This is a genomic window from Bacillus sp. FSL K6-1338 (assembly GCF_038006965.1).
Lineage (GTDB): Bacteria > Bacillota > Bacilli > Bacillales > Bacillaceae_G > Bacillus_A > Bacillus_A thuringiensis_S.
This window is the reverse complement of record NZ_JBBOWI010000001.1, coordinates 247501-265000: the sequence shown is the minus strand read 5'-3', so window position 1 is coordinate 265000 and position 17500 is coordinate 247501. Positions and strand designations below refer to the sequence as shown.

The window sequence follows — 17500 nt, the reverse complement described above, 5'->3', positions numbered from 1 at the left end:
GCTACACATGGAATTCCACTTTCCTCTTCTGCACTCAAGTCTCCCAGTTTCCAATGACCCTCCACGGTTGAGCCGTGGGCTTTCACATCAGACTTAAGAAACCACCTGCGCGCGCTTTACGCCCAATAATTCCGGATAACGCTTGCCACCTACGTATTACCGCGGCTGCTGGCACGTAGTTAGCCGTGGCTTTCTGGTTAGGTACCGTCAAGGTGCCAGCTTATTCAACTAGCACTTGTTCTTCCCTAACAACAGAGTTTTACGACCCGAAAGCCTTCATCACTCACGCGGCGTTGCTCCGTCAGACTTTCGTCCATTGCGGAAGATTCCCTACTGCTGCCTCCCGTAGGAGTCTGGGCCGTGTCTCAGTCCCAGTGTGGCCGATCACCCTCTCAGGTCGGCTACGCATCGTTGCCTTGGTGAGCCGTTACCTCACCAACTAGCTAATGCGACGCGGGTCCATCCATAAGTGACAGCCGAAGCCGCCTTTCAATTTCGAACCATGCAGTTCAAAATGTTATCCGGTATTAGCCCCGGTTTCCCGGAGTTATCCCAGTCTTATGGGCAGGTTACCCACGTGTTACTCACCCGTCCGCCGCTAACTTCTTGAGAGCAAGCTCTCAATCCATTCGCTCGACTTGCATGTATTAGGCACGCCGCCAGCGTTCATCCTGAGCCAGGATCAAACTCTCCAATAAAGTTAGTTTGTCTAGCATCTAAAAATAAAAATTGACGTTTCACGTTGTTTGTTTCGTTCAGTTTTCAAAGAACTACTTAGTCGCTCATTTGCGACTTCTTTATGTTAACATCTTCATCTTTCAATGTCAACTAAGTTTTTCATTTTGTTTGTCGCTTGCGACGTTATTGTCATCGGCGACTTGTTCTATATTACACCTCTAATCTCTAATCGTCAATATGTTTTTATAAAAAATATAAAAAGGCTTATTTCTTTTAAAATAAGCCTTTTTATCACATATCATTCTATTCATTTATTATTTTTCTATAATTGGTAAAGAGACGATAAATTGAATAATACCATCCCTATATTCCGCTCGAATACTACCACCTTGCAACTCAACAATACTTTTCGCAATCGCTAAGCCAAGTCCCGATCCTTCCGTTACTCTACTTCGAGATTGATCCTTCTTATAGAAACGTTCAAACAAATTCACTAACTCTTCTCTCGTAAACTCTTCACTATGATTCGCAATTACAATTTGTATATCCCTACGCTGCCTTTGAAGAGAAACTTTTATCTCTCCATCATCTTTACTGTACTTAATCGCATTCATTAGTAAATTATCAAATACACGAACCATCTTTTCCGAATCAATCGATGCATAAGTACGTTCCTCAGGAAACTTCTTAACAAACGTAAGTCCATGTTCTTCCGCCTGCGGTACTAACTCTTCTATTAATTGCTCAAGCAACTCATTTACACATACTTCTTGTTTTTCTAATACAACTTGTTCATTTGTTAACTTCGTATACTCAAATAAATCTTCTATTAAATTCTTTAACTGCTCCGACTTTACAAAAGCAATTCTTGTATACTCATCATGTTGTTCTTTATTTTCATATTTAGAATCTCGAAGTAATCGTAAGTAACCCATAATAGAAGTAAGTGGTGTACGCAAATCATGAGATACATTTGTGATAAGCTCATTTTTCTGCTTTTCTAATTTACGTTCCTTTTCTATATTATTCATAAGCTCTTCCGCCATATTATTAATATTCTCAGTTAAAGACGCAATCTCATCTTCACCTTTTTTCTCAATGCGGTACGCTAAGTTACCTCTTTCTATTTCCTTTACACCTTGTGCCATTGCTTCAATCTGCTTCATCTTTCTCTTTGTTATATAGAAGAAAGAGAAGATGAATACAAGGACACCAATTAAAAATGGGAATGGTCCTTCTACTTTATAGTACACTACCTCTCCTTGAGGAATCCCACTTACAAACATATATAAGTTCTTACCTTCAATTGTAATAGGCGAGAATGTAATAAACTCTTTTCTTGACCTTTCAATATCATTATTATTTGAATAATTGATAGCAAATGAAGTCGCATTACGAATTGTATTATGCAAATTAATTTGTTCTTCTTGCGCTTGCTTCGTTTTATACAAAACTTTACCATTTTCGTCAGTAACTAATATTTTAAAGGCATCATGCCCTTGCTCTAAATTCTCATTTTCTAGCTCTATCATGTTTTGTACAGCATCTAATTTATTTTCAACAACCATCATTTCCGCTGTACTTTGAGCTTTACGATTAATTTGCTCCATACCATCTCTGTAATTAATCTCGGCATGTTGGCTAGCATCTTCAAAAATAGGTGCTACTATCTTCGTTGATACAAAGAGACCTAATAACGCACAAGCAGTAAACGCCGTAATAAGTTGAATCCTTATACTCCGTTTCACGCTCTTTATTATCTTTTCAATTAATTCTCGAATTTTCCGAACGTAAGTAAACGGATTAAATATCTTTTTCAATCTTATATCCCACTCCCCATACCGTTTTTATATATCTAGGTTTCCTTGGATTCTCCTCAATCTTTTCACGCACTTTTCGAATATGCACCATTACAGTATTATCAGACTGGAAAGATCGTTCGTTCCACACCTTTTCATAAATTTGCTCCGCACTAAACACCATACCTGGATTTCTAGTTAGCAATTCTAAAATTGAAAATTCCCTCGGAGTTAGTTTCACTTCTTCTCCCTCTACAATAACTTTATGGGTCGAGATGTTGATTTTCATCTCTCCAATTTCTAACTCGTCCTCATTTTGGACAGCGAAACCATTCATTTTCATATAACGGCGTAACTGAGATTTAATTCGTGCAATTAACTCTAATGGATTAAAGGGCTTCGTTACGTAATCATCTGCTCCTGTTGTTAATCCTAAAATCTTATCCATATCTTGCGTTTTGGCAGAAAGCATAATAATAGGCATCTCTTTCGCTTCCCTTACTTTCATACACATATGAATACCATCCACTTTCGGCATCATAATATCTAATACGACTAGATGTACTTCATTTTCTTCTAGTAAACGTAATCCTTCTTCCCCGTCTCCTGCTTGCAATACTTTATATCCTTCATTCTTTAAATAGATTGTAATTAAATTTCGAATTTCTTTTTCATCATCTACGACAAGTATTGTTTCGTGTGCCACAATATCTCCCCCATCACTTTTTTAATCCCTAACTTCTATTATAGAAAAACTTCTGAAGAAAAACGCTCGGAAATCCTTAAGTTTTTCTGAAGACGCAAAAAAGGTCTAGACTCCCCTTAAGTCTAGACCTTTGAAAAAACCCCTTTTATTTACGAACGTAGATGAAATATAGTACGAATAAAACTCCCATAACATACATAATCGGATGAACCTCTTTACGACGACCACTCACAACCATTGTAATTGGATAGAAGATAAATCCAATCGCAATCCCAGTTGCGATACTATACGTAAGTGGCATAGAGATAATTGTAAAGAATGCTGGCACTGCAATCTCGAATTTCTTCCAATCAATTTCCCCTAAGGAAGAAACCATCAAGATTCCTACAATAATTAAAGCTGGTGCCGTTACAGCTGGCGTTACAACACTTAGTAATGGCGAGAAGAATAATGCCAGTAAGAAGAATCCTGCTGTTACAACTGCTGTAAATCCAGAACGTCCTCCTGCTGCTACCCCTGCAGAAGACTCAATGTAAGACGTTGTTGTTGATGTACCCAAGATTGCACCAATTACAGTTGCAATCGCATCTGCAAATAATGCTTTTCCTGCACGTGGTAATTTATTGTTCTTCATTAATCCAGCTTGATTCGCAACCGCTACAAGCGTACCTGCTGTATCAAAGAAATCGATAAAGAAGAACGTTATAATAACAATACCCATTTGAACAGTGAAAATATCTCCAAAGTGCGTTAACGCAGCACCGAACGTTGGTTCTAGACTCGGTATTGCTCCCACTACAGCTTTCGGAGTATCAATTAATCCTGTTGCCACTCCTAAGATCGCCGTAAGAATCATACCGTAAAATACTGCACCATTAACTTTCTTAATCATAAAGATGATTGTCGTAACAACCCCGAAGATTGCTAGTAACGTTGTGCCCTTTGTTAAGTCCCCCAACCCAACAAGAACAGCATCATTTTTCACGATAATTCCGGCATTTTGGAATCCAAGAAATGCAATGAACAATCCGATACCTGCTGCTACTGCAAACTTTAACTCCGATGGAATTGCATTGATGATTTTTTCACGAATACCTGAAGCAGTAAGAATAATAAAGATAATACCTGACATTAATGTTCCGGCAATGGCCGTTTGCCATGGAATCCCCATCGTTAACACTGCTGTATAAGCAAAGAACGCGTTAATTCCCATACCTGGCGCTAAAGCAATTGGATACTTCGCGAAAATACCCATAATTAACGAACCGATCGCTGCCGCTAATGCCGTAGCAACGAATACTGCACCTGGATCCATCCCTGTACCTGCTGGTAACCCTTTAACATTTCCAAGCGACAGCGTAGCAGGATTGACAAATAGTACGTAAGCCATAGATAGAAATGTCGTTAACCCTGCTATGAACTCAGTCTTATAATTCGTACCGAGCTCATCAAACTGAAAATAGCGTTTCATCCTACGTTTCCCCCGTTATATGATTACTCGCCGTATTTCCCCTAGCCCTCTTTTATCCCGAGAAATAAAAAAGGCTTCCATTGCATATATACATGGAAGCGTTCTATAAACAAAGACAAGTTTCCCCTCATCTTTATACAAACGCCTCGTAGTCAAGCCATTTACGGTAGCTAGGTAGAAACTTTCGGGCCATATCCCCGATATTATACGACGGCATAATATTCACTTTTCGTTTGAATTACATACTCATATTAACTCGAGGTAGTGTTTTTGTCAATTTAAAAACGAACAATTTTATAAATTTTTATATTTTCGTTCGTATTAATAACGAAAACAAAAAGATCCATCTATTCATGAATGATAGATGGATCTTTTTTATTACAATACTATTCCCACTCAATAGTTGCTGGTGGCTTACTCGTTACATCATACACGATACGGTTAACGTGTTTCACTTCGTTTACGATACGAACAGAGATTTTCTCTAGTACGTCCCAAGGGATACGTGCCCAATCAGCTGTCATACCGTCGATAGATGTTACCGCGCGGATACCTACTGTGTAATCGTAAGTACGCTCGTCACCCATAACACCTACGCTACGCATGCCAGGAAGCGCAGTGAAGTATTGCCAGATTTCGCGGTCTAATCCTGCTTTAATAATTTCTTCACGTAAAATCGCATCAGATTCACGAACGATTTCTAATTTCTCTTCTGTGATTTCACCTAATACACGAATACCAAGACCAGGACCTGGGAATGGTTGACGCCATACGATTTCATCAGGAATTCCTAGTTCAGATCCTAATACACGTACTTCATCTTTAAATAACGTATTTAAAGGCTCAATTAATTTGAACTGCATGTCTTCTGGAAGTCCACCAACGTTATGGTGAGATTTAATTGTTTGTGCAGTTGCTGTACCACTTTCAACGATGTCTGTGTAAAGTGTACCTTGTGCTAAGAAGTCCATACCTTGTAATTTAGAAGCTTCATCATCAAATACGTAAATGAATTCATTACCAATGATTTTACGTTTTTGTTCTGGATCTTCTACACCTTTTAACTTGTTCATGAAACGTTCTTGTGCATCCACTTTAATAACGTTCATGTGGAAGCCTTCGCTGAATGTTTTCATAACGCCTTCCGCTTCACCTTTACGAAGTAAACCATGGTCAACGAAAATACATGTTAATTGATCGCCGATTGCTTTATGAATTAATACTGCTACAACAGAAGAGTCTACACCGCCGCTAAGTGCGCATAGTACTTTTTTGTCTCCAACAGTTTCACGAATTTTCTCTAGTTCTACTTCGATAAAGTTCTCCATGTTCCATCCTTCAGAACAACCACATACACCGAATACGAAGTTTTTAATTAAATCGTTACCGTGCTCAGAGTGACGTACTTCTGGGTGGAATTGTACACCGTATAAGTTTTTCTCTTCATTGCTCATACCAGCAATTGGACAAGACTCACTTGTTGCGTCTACTACAAATCCTTCAGGTAAACCAGTTACTAAGTCGCCATGGCTCATCCATACAACTTGCTCTTCTGGAAGGTTCGCATATAATTTTGATTCGTTCTCTACTTTAAGAACAGCTTTTCCGTACTCACGGTGGTTGGCACGCTCTACTTTACCACCGAAGTGTTGTGTCATAAGCTGCATACCGTAACAGATACCGAAAATCGGTAATCCTAGTTCGAAGATTTTTTCATCACAATGTAATGCACCTTCACCGTATACGCTATTTGGTCCACCAGAGAAAATAATCCCTTTTGGATTCATTGCTTTAATTTCTTCTGCAGTAATTGTATGTGGATGAAGTTCACTGTATACACCGAACTCACGAATTCGACGTGCTATTAACTGATTGTATTGACTTCCAAAATCTAAAACGATAATTGTATCGTGTTGCTTCTTCAAAATAATCACCCCAACGTTAGTTCTCGTATATAAATATTTTCACCAATTTGGCGAAAAGCATTACTAATATAATAAAAAAAGCCAGTCCTCCGCCTCTAGTCTCATAACAAAGAAAAGGCAGGGGTCTGGCTTTATAAAGAAAGATAGTCTCCGCTCTTTATAAATATAAGACACACTGCCTTCATAGTCAGGTTGTTTACGGTAACCCGGTAGAGACTCTCAAACCATATCATTGAGGATATATGAAGGATCGTTTTATATTATCTTCCTAGATTCTAACAATGAAGTATCTATATGGTCAAGAGAGAAAGCGACAAAATTCTACAGAAATTCATTTCCTTTTCTAAAAAACATAAAAAAACATCCATTTCTATATAGAAATGGATGTTTTTTAGGGCAAACGGAATTACATCATTCCGCCCATACCGCCCATGCCCATGCCGCCCATGTCAGGCATTGCTGGTGCATTTGGTTCTGGCTTGTCAGCTACTACAGCTTCAGTTGTTAAGAACATAGCTGCAACAGATGCTGCGTTTTGAAGTGCAGAACGAGTTACTTTAGCTGGATCTACGATACCAGACTCAAGCATGTTAACCCATTCGCCAGTAGCTGCGTTGAAACCAACGCCTACTTTTTCGCCTTTTAGACGCTCTACAACTACAGATCCTTCTAGACCAGCGTTGATTGCGATTTGACGAACTGGCTCTTCTAGTGCGCGAAGTACGATGTTGATACCTGTTGCTTCGTCGCCTTCAGCTACGATAGAAGCTACTTTCGTGTATACGTTCATAAGTGAAGTACCACCACCTGCAACGATACCTTCTTCTACTGCTGCACGAGTTGAGTTAAGTGCATCTTCAATGCGAAGTTTGCGCTCTTTTAACTCAGTTTCAGTTGCTGCACCTACTTTAATTACCGCTACGCCACCTGCTAGTTTAGCAAGACGCTCTTGTAATTTTTCACGATCGAATTCAGAAGTTGTTTCTTCTAATTGCGCACGGATTTGACCGATACGAGCTGCGATTTGCTCTGTATTTCCAATACCTTCAACTACAGTTGTGTTTTCTTTTGTAACAACAACTTTACCAGCGCGTCCTAAAGATTCAACTGTAGCAGATTTTAAGTCACGACCTAATTCTTCAGTGATTACTTCGCCACCAGTTAAGATTGCGATATCTTCTAGCATTGCTTTACGACGGTCACCAAATCCAGGAGCTTTAACAGCTACTACGTTGAATGTACCACGAAGTTTGTTCACTACTAATGTAGCTAAAGCTTCGCCTTCTACATCTTCAGCAATGATAAGAAGTGGTTTACCTTGTTGTACCACTTGCTCTAATACTGGTAAGATTTCTTGGATGTTAGAAATCTTTTTGTCAGTAATTAAGATGTATGGGTTATCAAGAACTGCTTCCATTTTGTCAGAATCAGTAATCATGTAAGGAGATGCATATCCACGATCAAATTGCATACCTTCTACTACGTCTAATTCTGTTGTGAATCCTTTAGACTCTTCTAAAGTAATAACGCCATCGTTACCAACGCGCTCCATTGCTTCAGCGATTAATTGACCTACTTCTTCGTCAGCTGCAGAAATAGCAGCTACTTGTGCGATAGAAGATTTGCCTTCGATTGGTTTAGAAATCGTTTTTAATTCTTCAATTGCAGCAGTAACAGCTTTTTCGATACCTTTACGAAGACCCATTGGGTTAGCACCAGCTGTTACGTTTTTAAGACCTTCACGAATCATAGCTTGCGCTAATACAGTTGCAGTTGTTGTTCCGTCACCAGCTACATCATTTGTTTTGCTAGCAACTTCTGCTACTAATTTCGCACCCATGTTTTCGAATGCATCTTCTAATTCGATTTCTTTTGCGATTGTTACACCATCATTTGTAATAAGTGGTGAACCGAATTTTTTCTCAAGTACAACGTTACGACCTTTTGGTCCAAGCGTTACTTTTACTGCGTTTGCAAGAGTGTCGACACCGCGAAGCATCGAACGACGTGCTTCTTCACTAAATTTAATATCTTTTGCCATAATAATTGACCCCCTTGGATTTTTTTAAGATTTATATAATTAACCGATAACTGCTAAAATGTCACTTTCACGTAAAATCAAGTAGTCTGTACCTTCATATTTCACTTCAGTACCTGCATATTTTGAGAAGATGATAAGATCACCTGCTGCTACCTCTAAAGCAACACGCTCACCATTTTCAAGCACTCGACCAGTACCTACTGCAACAACTTTACCCTCTTGTGGTTTTTCTTTTGCAGTGTCTGGTAATACAATACCACTTGCTGTTTTTTCTTCTGCTTGAACAAGCTCAATTACAACGCGATCACCTAATGGCTTTAGCATGAACAATAACCTCCTCATTTTGTTATGTAAATTTTATTTATTAGCACTCAAGTCACCCGAGTGCTAACACACTTATAATAATAAATAATCTCAATTTCTTTTGCAAGTAAAAAAATCATAATTTTTTCGCAAATTACTATATAAACTTTCTATATAGAATACTGCCTTTACTATATGAATCGTTGTTTCCCCTACTCGTATGTTACAATATGAAAGACACCCTAAGTTGTTTTCGCTAAACGTACAACTTTTTCCTGTCTCCTACTTTAATTTAAAATACGTATTTACAAAAAAATCATAATTCGAATGAAAGTTTATATCGTAGATAACATATTTACATGTTATCCTACCTCATCTCATACACTAGAGTTAGAAAGGATGGTTAAACCATTTGAAGAAACAATACTGGTGGATTATCGTTACATACATTTTAATGCAATTATCTGGCGCTGTTGGATTACCACTTCTCCTAAAAACAGGACTCTATGATAATAGAGGATTTACCATTGAGGAAAAAGGACAAATCATAATGGGACACTGGGCAATTATTAGCTTCTTTGTTGCATTATGTATCGTACTTTGGTTACTTAGAACAGATATTCGCGACAGACATTTAGATGCAACGCACTCTTCTGTTCCAGCTACAATTGGGTGGATTTTCATCGGATTATTCTTAGCTTTCTTTTCACAAATAGTTGCCGGTATGATCGAGATGCAGCTACTAGGAATTAAACAAGGTTCAGAAAATACAATGAAACTGATGGAAATTGCACGAACTACTCCTTGGTTCCTTATTGTTGTATCTATAATCGGACCTATCTTAGAAGAAATCGTATTTAGAAAAATTCTATTCGGTGCACTTTATAAGAAGTTCAACTTCTTTATTGCAGCTATCATTAGTTCACTTGTATTCGCAGCAATTCATTTTGATTTTACTCACTTATTGGTATACACTGCTATGGGGCTCGTATTCGCCTTCTTATATGTGAAGACGAAGCGCATTATCGTTCCTATTGCAGCTCATGTTGCGATGAATACATTAGTCGCTATTGGGCAAATTTTTATGAGCAATGAGCAAATTCAAGAAATGATTAAAGAAGCTGAAAAAATGCAAGGATTTATCGGAGGATTTTTTGTATGAGAAACTCACCATTGTTCATGGCCGCATTATACTTCCTTCTTGGATGTATCTTTACACGCTTCGCCATTACGAACGTGACAGATACAATCTGGAATGTGTGGACAATACTATTTGCAGTTATGGCAACAATTGATTTTAATTTGGCACTTCGCCTTATATTAGTTAAATTCACAAAGAAGAAACAATAATAAAACGCAGAGGTCGCTTCCTCTGCGTTTTATTGTGGATAGTTTTTCAAAAAGTAAACTAATGTTTGTAACTCTACAGCTAAATCAATATGATGAATTCTAATATTCTCTGATACGTTTAATCGTGCTGGTGTGAAATTCAAAATACCGTGCACGCTCGTTTCAGCTAATCTATCTGCTACAGCTTGTGCTACTGTAGCCGGTACTGTTAATATTGCCACTTGTATATCATTTGATAATCTCTCTTCTAATTCATCTAAATGATATACAGGAATGCCCCCGATTTCTGTTCCAACTTTCTCTTCACTAACATCAAATGCCATTTCAATTTTTGTATTATTGTTTTTCGTGAAATTATAATGTAAGAAAGCGGTCCCTAAATTACCTACTCCAATAAGTGCTACACGCGTTATATCATCTTGATCAAGTGTTTCGCGGAAAAATGATAATAAATAATTTACGTTATATCCATATCCCTTTTTCCCTAATGCTCCAAAATACGAAAAATCTCTTCGTATTGTTGCGGAATCTACTTTTACCACTTCACTCAATTCGGCCGATGAAACACGCTGCTTACCAGAAAGAGATAAGTTTTGGATAAATCGATAGTATAGAGGCAATCTTTTAGCAGTGGCTTGTGGAATCTTTTGCTGATCCATATGACCTCTCCTCTCTTCCTATCTTTATTCATATACTTTAATCAAATACAGAAGTTTAGCACTCATTAAATTCCTTGTATAATAAAGAGAAGAAGTATTCTCTCTTTATTTTAAACTATACACTATTTTTAGTATGATTGAGAAATATAAACATGGCAAAGTTAAGAAATTATTTGAGGTGAGAACATTGATTTTATTACAAGTAAATGGACTTTCGAAATTATACGGTGCAGAAACAATTCTTGCAAACATAAAATTGGAAGTACAAACAAAAGATCGTATCGCATTAGTTGGAAGGAATGGAGCTGGAAAATCTACATTATTAAAAATTATCGCTGGTGAGTTATCACATGATGGTGGCGAAATTATAAAACCGAAAGATGTCTCAATCGGGTATTTAGCTCAAAATACTGGCCTAGAAACGTCTTTAACAATTTGGGATGAAATGCTAACCGTCTTTACCCACTTACAGCAAATGGAGACAAAACTTCGAAAGCTTGAGCAAGAAATGGGAAAAGAAGAAAACTTTTCAAACGAAGCTATATATGAAAGATTGTTAGCTGATTATGACCAATTGCAACTCAATTATAAAGATCAAGGTGGATATCAATACGAAGCGGATATTCGCTCCATTTTAAGCGGCCTTGGCTTCCCAGTTGAAACACACCAGACGACGATCTCTACTTTAAGTGGCGGGCAAAAAACAAGATTAGCTCTCGGGAAATTATTATTAACAAAACCAGACTTACTTATTTTGGACGAGCCTACAAACCATTTAGACATTGAAACATTAACATGGCTTGAGCAATATTTACAAGGTTATCCTGGCGCAATATTAATCGTTTCCCATGACCGTTATTTCTTAGACAAACTCGTTACACAAGTATATGAAATTTCGAATAAAGAAAGCAGACGATTTGTTGGTAACTACAGTAAATATTTAGACTTAAAATCAGCATTATATGATCAAGAAATGAAACGTTACGAAAAACAACAAGATGAAATCGCAAAACTTGAGGACTTCGTTCAAAAGAATATAGCTCGCGCTTCTACAACGAAACGTGCTCAAAGTCGCCGTAAACAACTGGACAGAATGGAATTATTAACGAGACCATTAGGGGATTCTAAGTCAGCATCATTCCACTTCGATATTGAAAAGCAAAGTGGAAATGATGTTTTACAAGTAAAAGATGCAACCATCGGCTATGAGGAGGCCCCTATAATTGAACACGTAACTATGCGCTTAACTCGCGGAGATAGTGTTGCCTTAGTTGGTCCAAACGGAATTGGGAAATCCACATTATTAAAATCTATTGTGAATAAGTTACCACTATTAAATGGTAATGTTTCTTTCGGATCAAATGTATCTGTTGGCTATTATGATCAAGAACAAGCAAACTTAACATCTTCTAAACGGGTTTTAAATGAACTATGGGATGAATATCCACTGCAACCTGAAAAAGAAATCCGTACTATACTCGGGAATTTTTTATTCACAGGAGATGATGTACTGAAACCAGTATCTTCCCTTAGTGGTGGACAAAAAGCTCGATTAGCTCTTGCGAAACTTATGATGCAAAAGTCAAATTTATTAATTCTGGATGAGCCTACGAACCACCTTGATTTAAATAGTAAAGAGATTTTAGAGAATGCTTTAATTGATTATCCAGGGACTCTTCTATTTGTCTCACATGACCGCTACTTTATTAACCGTGTAACAACGACTGTGGTTGAGTTATCAACAGAAGGCGCACAGGAATATTTAGGTGATTACGATTACTATGTGGAGAAGAAAAATGAAATGATTGAACGGGCAGCATTTGAACAACTTGAACAGCAAGAAAATCAGGCACCTGTTCAAAAAACTGTAGCTCAAGAAAAATTAAATTATCTCGAAGAAAAAGAGCGTAAACAATTAGAACGTCAACGCACTCGAAAAATTGAAGAGCTAGAACAAAATATCGTAAACTTAGAAGAAGAAATTGCTACGTTAGAAGATCAACTTTGCTTACCAGAAATATATGCAGATTATGAAAAAGCTAGTGAAATTACAACTAAAAAACAAACGCTACAAGAACAGCTTGAAACTTGTATGGCAGAGTGGGAAGAGCTGCATGTATAAGAGTATTTAAATAAGGAAGATGTCTCATCAGTCATGATTTTTGACTATGCGACATCTTTTTTCTTTAAGTACATAAATAATTTTTTGGATATATCAATGGTAACTGGGAATATATCAACGATTTTTCAAATATATCTATCGTAACCCTATATACATAAACGATTCGACACGAAATATCGATTTACCGACAAGGATTGACAATATCAGCACCCTCTATAATGGAGGGATATTAAAAAATGTTTTTCGGGGATATCTTCTTGCTTTTTATTTCCCGAAAAACAATACACTCAAAGGTCAGACTTCATCTAGTTTATCCACAAGTTTATACACATATCCACCTTTATAAAATAACTATTAAACCAACTTTTCCACATTACCCACAGCCAACGAAAAAGTTACCAACACTTTATATACACAATAAAACCCACATTATCAACAGATAACATGGGTTTTATCCACAAGCTGTGGTTAATTATGTGCATAACTATGCTTCAATATCTAATCCTGGATTCGCATTTAAGGCTAATGTTGCACGCTTGCCTTGTTCATACGCAATTGTCCCTGCCGCTGCAATCATTGCTGCATTATCTGTGCATAAAGATAGCGGTGGAATAATTAGTTCAATGTTTTCTTTTTTTGCAAATTCTTCTTCTAATCGGGCACGAAGTCCTTTATTAGCAGCTACTCCACCAGCAAGAAGTAATTGCTTTACATTATAAGCTGCTGCTGCACGAGCTGCTTTCGTTACAAGTACATCTATTACACTTTCTTGGAAACTTGCCGCTAAATCTTCTGGTTTAATTTCTATACCACGTTGTTTCGCGTTATGCACAGTGTTGATAACTGCTGATTTCAATCCACTAAAGCTAAAATCATATGAATCCGGTTCTAGCCATGCACGAGGCAAATCAATTGTTGGTTCTCCTTCATGTGCAAGGCGATCAATATGAGGACCACCTGGATATGGCATAGATAACGTACGAGCTACTTTATCATATGCTTCTCCAGCTGCATCATCTCGCGTTTCACCAATTACTTCAAATGAACCATGTTCTTTCATATAAACAAGTTCTGTATGCCCACCAGATACAACAAGTGATAATAGCGGGAATTGCACTTCTTTTACTAAACGGTTCGCATAAATATGACCAGCAATATGATGAACACCGACTAGCGGAATATCATGTGCAAAAGCTACTGCCTTCGCTGCATTTACCCCAATTAGAAGTGCTCCTACTAAACCAGGCCCTTCTGTTACAGCGATTGCATCAATATCATCAAATGTTATGTTTGCTTCTTTTAAAGCTTCTTCTAACACAACTGTAATTTCTTCTACATGATGACGGGATGCAATCTCTGGTACAACGCCGCCAAAACGTTTATGACTTTCAATTTGTGATGCAACGACATTCGCAATAATTTCCGTCCCATTTTTAACAACCGCTACCGCTGTTTCATCACAGCTCGTTTCAATCCCAAGTATAATCGTATTTTTTTCCATTATATATTCACCCACATTACAAGACCATCTTCCTGATTGTCTGCATAGTATCGTTTACGAATTCCACCATTTTGAAATCCATATTTTTTGTATAACTGCTTTGCTACTTCATTTGATACACGTACTTCAAGCGTCATTGTTTTTACCCCTAGTTCTTTCGCTTCTGAAATAACTGCTTTCAATAAGGCATCTCCTAACTTTTGACCTCGGTATTCTGGCAAAATAGCTATATTTGTTATATGTGATTCATCAATAATTATCCACAATCCACAATACCCGATTACACGACCATCTTTTTCTAACACAATATAATGTGCATGTTCATTCATCGTTAATTCACGGTGAAAAGCATCTGCAGTCCAAGGAGTTGAAAAAGATACTTCTTCAATAGCTACAATTTGAGCAATATCATCAAGTTCCATCTTTCTAAATATCATATCCATCTTCTGCAAGGCCCCTACTTGTTTTGACTTTCTAACCACTTTGTTTCAGCTTCAGCTAAACGAAGATAGCTCGGAACAAACGTATGCACATCATGTTCTTCTTTTTGTAATCCTAAAAATGCTAGCTCACTTGGTCTTGGATTATTTTTAGTAAAAGGAGCGAATACAGCTTGATCACCTAAATATTCTATAATTGTTTCTTTATGCAATTTAACATCATTACCGATAAATAAAACAGGCTGTCCTTTATCTTTTAACATTTGCAACCAGTCTACAATAAGAATAATTCGGTCTTCTTCTATTGAAGTTAACTGCTCTCCTTCGTATGTATATAATCCAGTATAGATTTGCCCACGCCTTCCATCAAATAAAGGACAAATTAATCCATTAAAGTTAGCACCGTTTGCAGCTACTACCTCTAAACTTGATACACCTACAATTGGTATTTGAAGTGACCAAGCTAATGTTTTTGCCGCTGTCACGCCTATGCGAACACCTGTATATGATCCAGGTCCAGCAGCTACAACGATTTTAGTTAATTCCTTCGGTTTTACACCACATTCTTTTAACAGTTGCTCTACAGCTGGCATAAGACGTACAGAATGGTTTTTCGTCAAATTTGTAATGATTTCCCCAATCACGTTTCCTTCCTCAATAAGGGATACACCCATTACGTAATTTGAAGTATCAATTGCTAGTACTTTCATCTTGTAATAGCTCCTCACATAATCTAATATAGCGATTTCCAATTGGCTCGAGTATAATTTTTCTTGTGTCATCTCCCGCATGGAATAAACTAATTTGTAACTTTTCATTCGGTAAATATGCTTCTATTAAATGAGCCCATTCCACTACCGTAATTCCTTCACCGTAGAAATACTCATCAAAGCCTAAGTCCTCTTCGCTTTCTGCTAAGCGATACACGTCCATATGATATAGCGGTAATCTTCCTTTATATTCTTTAATAATATTAAAGGTAGGACTATTTACAACTCTTTTCACTCCAAGACCTTTTGCTAGTCCCTTTGTAAAAGTCGTCTTACCAGCTCCAAGATCTCCTTCTAAAATAATTACATCTTGTGCCTCTACGAGTTCACCTAGTTTTTCTGATAATCTTTGTGTTTCCTCAGAAGATTTTGTTGTTACTTCATATTTACTCACAGACTTCACCTACTTTACTCACAATGTTCTCTGCTCTTTATTATACAGGTTTTGAATATATAAAAAAGTCCTTAGGAGTTGTCCTAAGGATAGTTTGACTGTCTTTATTAGTTTTTTGTTAAAACAAATAAAAAAATACGAAACAACTTGTTTCGTTCTTTTCTTTATATAAAATGGCGGTCCCGACCGGGGTCGAACCGGCGATCTCCTGCGTGACAGGCAGGCATGTTAACCACTACACCACGGGACCATTTGGTTGCGGGGACAGGATTTGAACCTGCGACCTTCGGGTTATGAGCCCGACGAGCTACCGTACTGCTCCACCCCGCGATGATATAAATAGCTTGGCGACGTCCTACTCTCACAGGGACAAGGTCCCAACTACCATCGGCGCTAGAGAGCTTAACTTCCGTGTTCGGTATGGGAACGGGTGTGACCTCTCTGCCATCATCACCAAACTATGAAGGCATATTCCTTCAAAACTAGATAACATTGCTACATATTATATGGTTAAGTCCTCGATCTATTAGTATTCGTCAGCTCCACATGTCACCATGCTTCCACCTCGAACCTATCAACCTGATCATCTTTCAGGGATCTTACTAGCTTACGCTATGGGAAATCTCATCTTGAGGGGGGCTTCATGCTTAGATGCTTTCAGCACTTATCCCTTCCGCACATAGCTACCCAGCTATGCCCTTGGCAGAACAACTGGTACACCAGCGGTGCGTCCATCCCGGTCCTCTCGTACTAAGGACAGCTCCTCTCAAATTTCCTACGCCCACGACGGATAGGGACCGAACTGTCTCACGACGTTCTGAACCCAGCTCGCGTACCGCTTTAATGGGCGAACAGCCCAACCCTTGGGACCGACTACAGCCCCAGGATGCGATGAGCCGACATCGAGGTGCCAAACCTCCCCGTCGATGTGGACTCTTGGGGGAGATAAGCCTGTTATCCCCGGGGTAGCTTTTATCCGTTGAGCGATGGCCCTTCCATGCGGAACCACCGGATCACTAAGCCCGACTTTCGTCCCTGCTCGACTTGTAGGTCTCGCAGTCAAGCTCCCTTATGCCTTTGCACTCTACGAATGATTTCCAACCATTCTGAGGGAACCTTTGGGCGCCTCCGTTACACTTTAGGAGGCGACCGCCCCAGTCAAACTGCCCACCTGACACTGTCTCCCGGGTCGATAAGACCCGTAGGTTAGAATTTCAATACAGTCAGGGCGGTATCCCACCAGCGCCTCCACCGAAGCTAGCGCTCCGGTTTCAATGGCTCCCGCCTATCCTGTACAAACTGTACCAAAATTCAATATCAGGCTACAGTAAAGCTCCACGG

At 38.4% G+C, this 17500-nt stretch carries 14 protein-coding genes, 2 tRNA genes, 3 rRNA genes and 2 riboswitches (2 of these 21 running past the window's edge); of the genes, 3 read left to right on the top strand and 16 right to left on the bottom strand.

Annotation, left to right across the window (positions count from 1 at the left end; genetic code table 11):
* From NZ044_RS01535 to groES, 7 genes are all read right to left on the bottom strand, one after another.
* Nucleotides 1-698 (bottom strand): 16S ribosomal RNA (locus NZ044_RS01535) (it extends 854 nt beyond the left edge of the window).
* Nucleotides 699-992: 294 nt separating this feature from the next.
* Nucleotides 993-2498 carry a sensor histidine kinase gene (locus tag NZ044_RS01530; protein ID WP_097982213.1) on the bottom strand — a complete coding sequence of 502 codons (1506 nt, stop codon included), beginning with the start codon at nucleotides 2496-2498 and terminating at the stop codon, nucleotides 993-995.
* Nucleotides 2482-3183, bottom strand: coding sequence for a response regulator transcription factor (locus tag NZ044_RS01525; RefSeq protein WP_000929886.1), 702 nt, complete (start codon nucleotides 3181-3183; stop codon nucleotides 2482-2484). The genes NZ044_RS01530 and NZ044_RS01525 overlap by 17 nt, the downstream gene beginning before the upstream one ends.
* A gap of 145 nt (nucleotides 3184-3328) precedes the next feature.
* Nucleotides 3329-4654, bottom strand: coding sequence for an NCS2 family permease (locus NZ044_RS01520; RefSeq protein ID WP_000833094.1), 1326 nt, complete (start codon nucleotides 4652-4654; stop codon nucleotides 3329-3331).
* Between the two features lie 129 nt (nucleotides 4655-4783).
* Nucleotides 4784-4885: riboswitch (purine riboswitch) on the bottom strand.
* Nucleotides 4886-5040: 155 nt separating this feature from the next.
* Entirely contained in the window at nucleotides 5041-6579 is a 1539-nt protein-coding gene (gene guaA / locus NZ044_RS01515; protein WP_000743914.1) for a glutamine-hydrolyzing GMP synthase, read from the bottom strand.
* Nucleotides 6580-6743: 164 nt separating this feature from the next.
* A riboswitch (purine riboswitch) is annotated at nucleotides 6744-6845 on the bottom strand.
* Between the two features lie 140 nt (nucleotides 6846-6985).
* Nucleotides 6986-8620, bottom strand: coding sequence for a chaperonin GroEL (gene groL, locus NZ044_RS01510; protein ID WP_001029992.1), 1635 nt, complete (start codon nucleotides 8618-8620; stop codon nucleotides 6986-6988).
* A gap of 39 nt (nucleotides 8621-8659) precedes the next feature.
* A complete protein-coding gene (gene groES, locus NZ044_RS01505; protein WP_000917311.1) occupies nucleotides 8660-8944 on the bottom strand; it encodes a co-chaperone GroES in 285 nt (94 codons plus the stop codon).
* Nucleotides 8945-9335: 391 nt separating this feature from the next.
* Between groES and NZ044_RS01500 the strand changes: the two genes are divergently transcribed.
* Nucleotides 9336-10085 carry a CPBP family intramembrane glutamic endopeptidase gene (locus NZ044_RS01500; RefSeq protein ID WP_340949432.1) on the top strand — a complete coding sequence of 250 codons (750 nt, stop codon included), beginning with the start codon at nucleotides 9336-9338 and terminating at the stop codon, nucleotides 10083-10085.
* Nucleotides 10082-10273 carry a YdiK family protein gene (locus tag NZ044_RS01495; protein WP_001246204.1) on the top strand — a complete coding sequence of 64 codons (192 nt, stop codon included), beginning with the start codon at nucleotides 10082-10084 and terminating at the stop codon, nucleotides 10271-10273. Before NZ044_RS01500 ends, NZ044_RS01495 begins: the two co-directional genes overlap by 4 nt.
* A gap of 29 nt (nucleotides 10274-10302) precedes the next feature.
* Here the strand turns inward: NZ044_RS01495 and NZ044_RS01490 are convergent, their stop codons facing one another.
* Nucleotides 10303-10932, bottom strand: a complete 630-nt coding sequence (locus NZ044_RS01490) for a redox-sensing transcriptional repressor Rex (protein WP_340949431.1) — start codon at nucleotides 10930-10932, stop codon at nucleotides 10303-10305.
* Between the two features lie 187 nt (nucleotides 10933-11119).
* On the opposite strand from NZ044_RS01490, the gene NZ044_RS01485 reads away from it, so the two are divergent.
* The gene (locus NZ044_RS01485) at nucleotides 11120-13054 is read left to right on the top strand and encodes an ABC-F family ATP-binding cassette domain-containing protein (protein ID WP_216364059.1); all 1935 of its coding nucleotides are present in this window, start codon (nucleotides 11120-11122) and stop codon (nucleotides 13052-13054) included.
* Between the two features lie 484 nt (nucleotides 13055-13538).
* On the opposite strand, the gene tsaD is transcribed toward NZ044_RS01485, so the two are convergent.
* The 8 genes from tsaD to NZ044_RS01445 form a co-directional block, all read right to left on the bottom strand.
* Nucleotides 13539-14555 carry a tRNA (adenosine(37)-N6)-threonylcarbamoyltransferase complex transferase subunit TsaD gene (tsaD, locus tag NZ044_RS01480; protein ID WP_000414591.1) on the bottom strand — a complete coding sequence of 339 codons (1017 nt, stop codon included), beginning with the start codon at nucleotides 14553-14555 and terminating at the stop codon, nucleotides 13539-13541.
* On the bottom strand, nucleotides 14555-14998 hold the full coding sequence (gene rimI / locus NZ044_RS01475) for a ribosomal protein S18-alanine N-acetyltransferase (RefSeq protein ID WP_000367207.1): 444 nt from the start codon (nucleotides 14996-14998) through the stop codon (nucleotides 14555-14557). Before rimI ends, tsaD begins: the two co-directional genes overlap by 1 nt.
* 14 nt (nucleotides 14999-15012) lie before the next feature.
* Nucleotides 15013-15705, bottom strand: a complete 693-nt coding sequence (tsaB, locus tag NZ044_RS01470; protein ID WP_000865772.1) for a tRNA (adenosine(37)-N6)-threonylcarbamoyltransferase complex dimerization subunit type 1 TsaB — start codon at nucleotides 15703-15705, stop codon at nucleotides 15013-15015.
* Complete coding sequence (tsaE, locus tag NZ044_RS01465) at nucleotides 15686-16159, bottom strand: tRNA (adenosine(37)-N6)-threonylcarbamoyltransferase complex ATPase subunit type 1 TsaE (protein ID WP_000049643.1); 474 nt, start codon at nucleotides 16157-16159, stop codon at nucleotides 15686-15688. Before tsaE ends, tsaB begins: the two co-directional genes overlap by 20 nt.
* A gap of 174 nt (nucleotides 16160-16333) precedes the next feature.
* A tRNA-Asp gene (locus NZ044_RS01460) sits at nucleotides 16334-16409 on the bottom strand.
* 3 nt (nucleotides 16410-16412) lie between these two features.
* Nucleotides 16413-16489: transfer RNA gene (locus NZ044_RS01455), tRNA-Met, on the bottom strand.
* 12 nt (nucleotides 16490-16501) lie between these two features.
* A 5S ribosomal RNA gene (gene rrf, locus NZ044_RS01450) occupies nucleotides 16502-16617 on the bottom strand.
* Nucleotides 16618-16665: 48 nt separating this feature from the next.
* Nucleotides 16666-17500: ribosomal RNA gene (locus tag NZ044_RS01445) — 23S ribosomal RNA — on the bottom strand (it continues 2087 nt past the right edge of the window).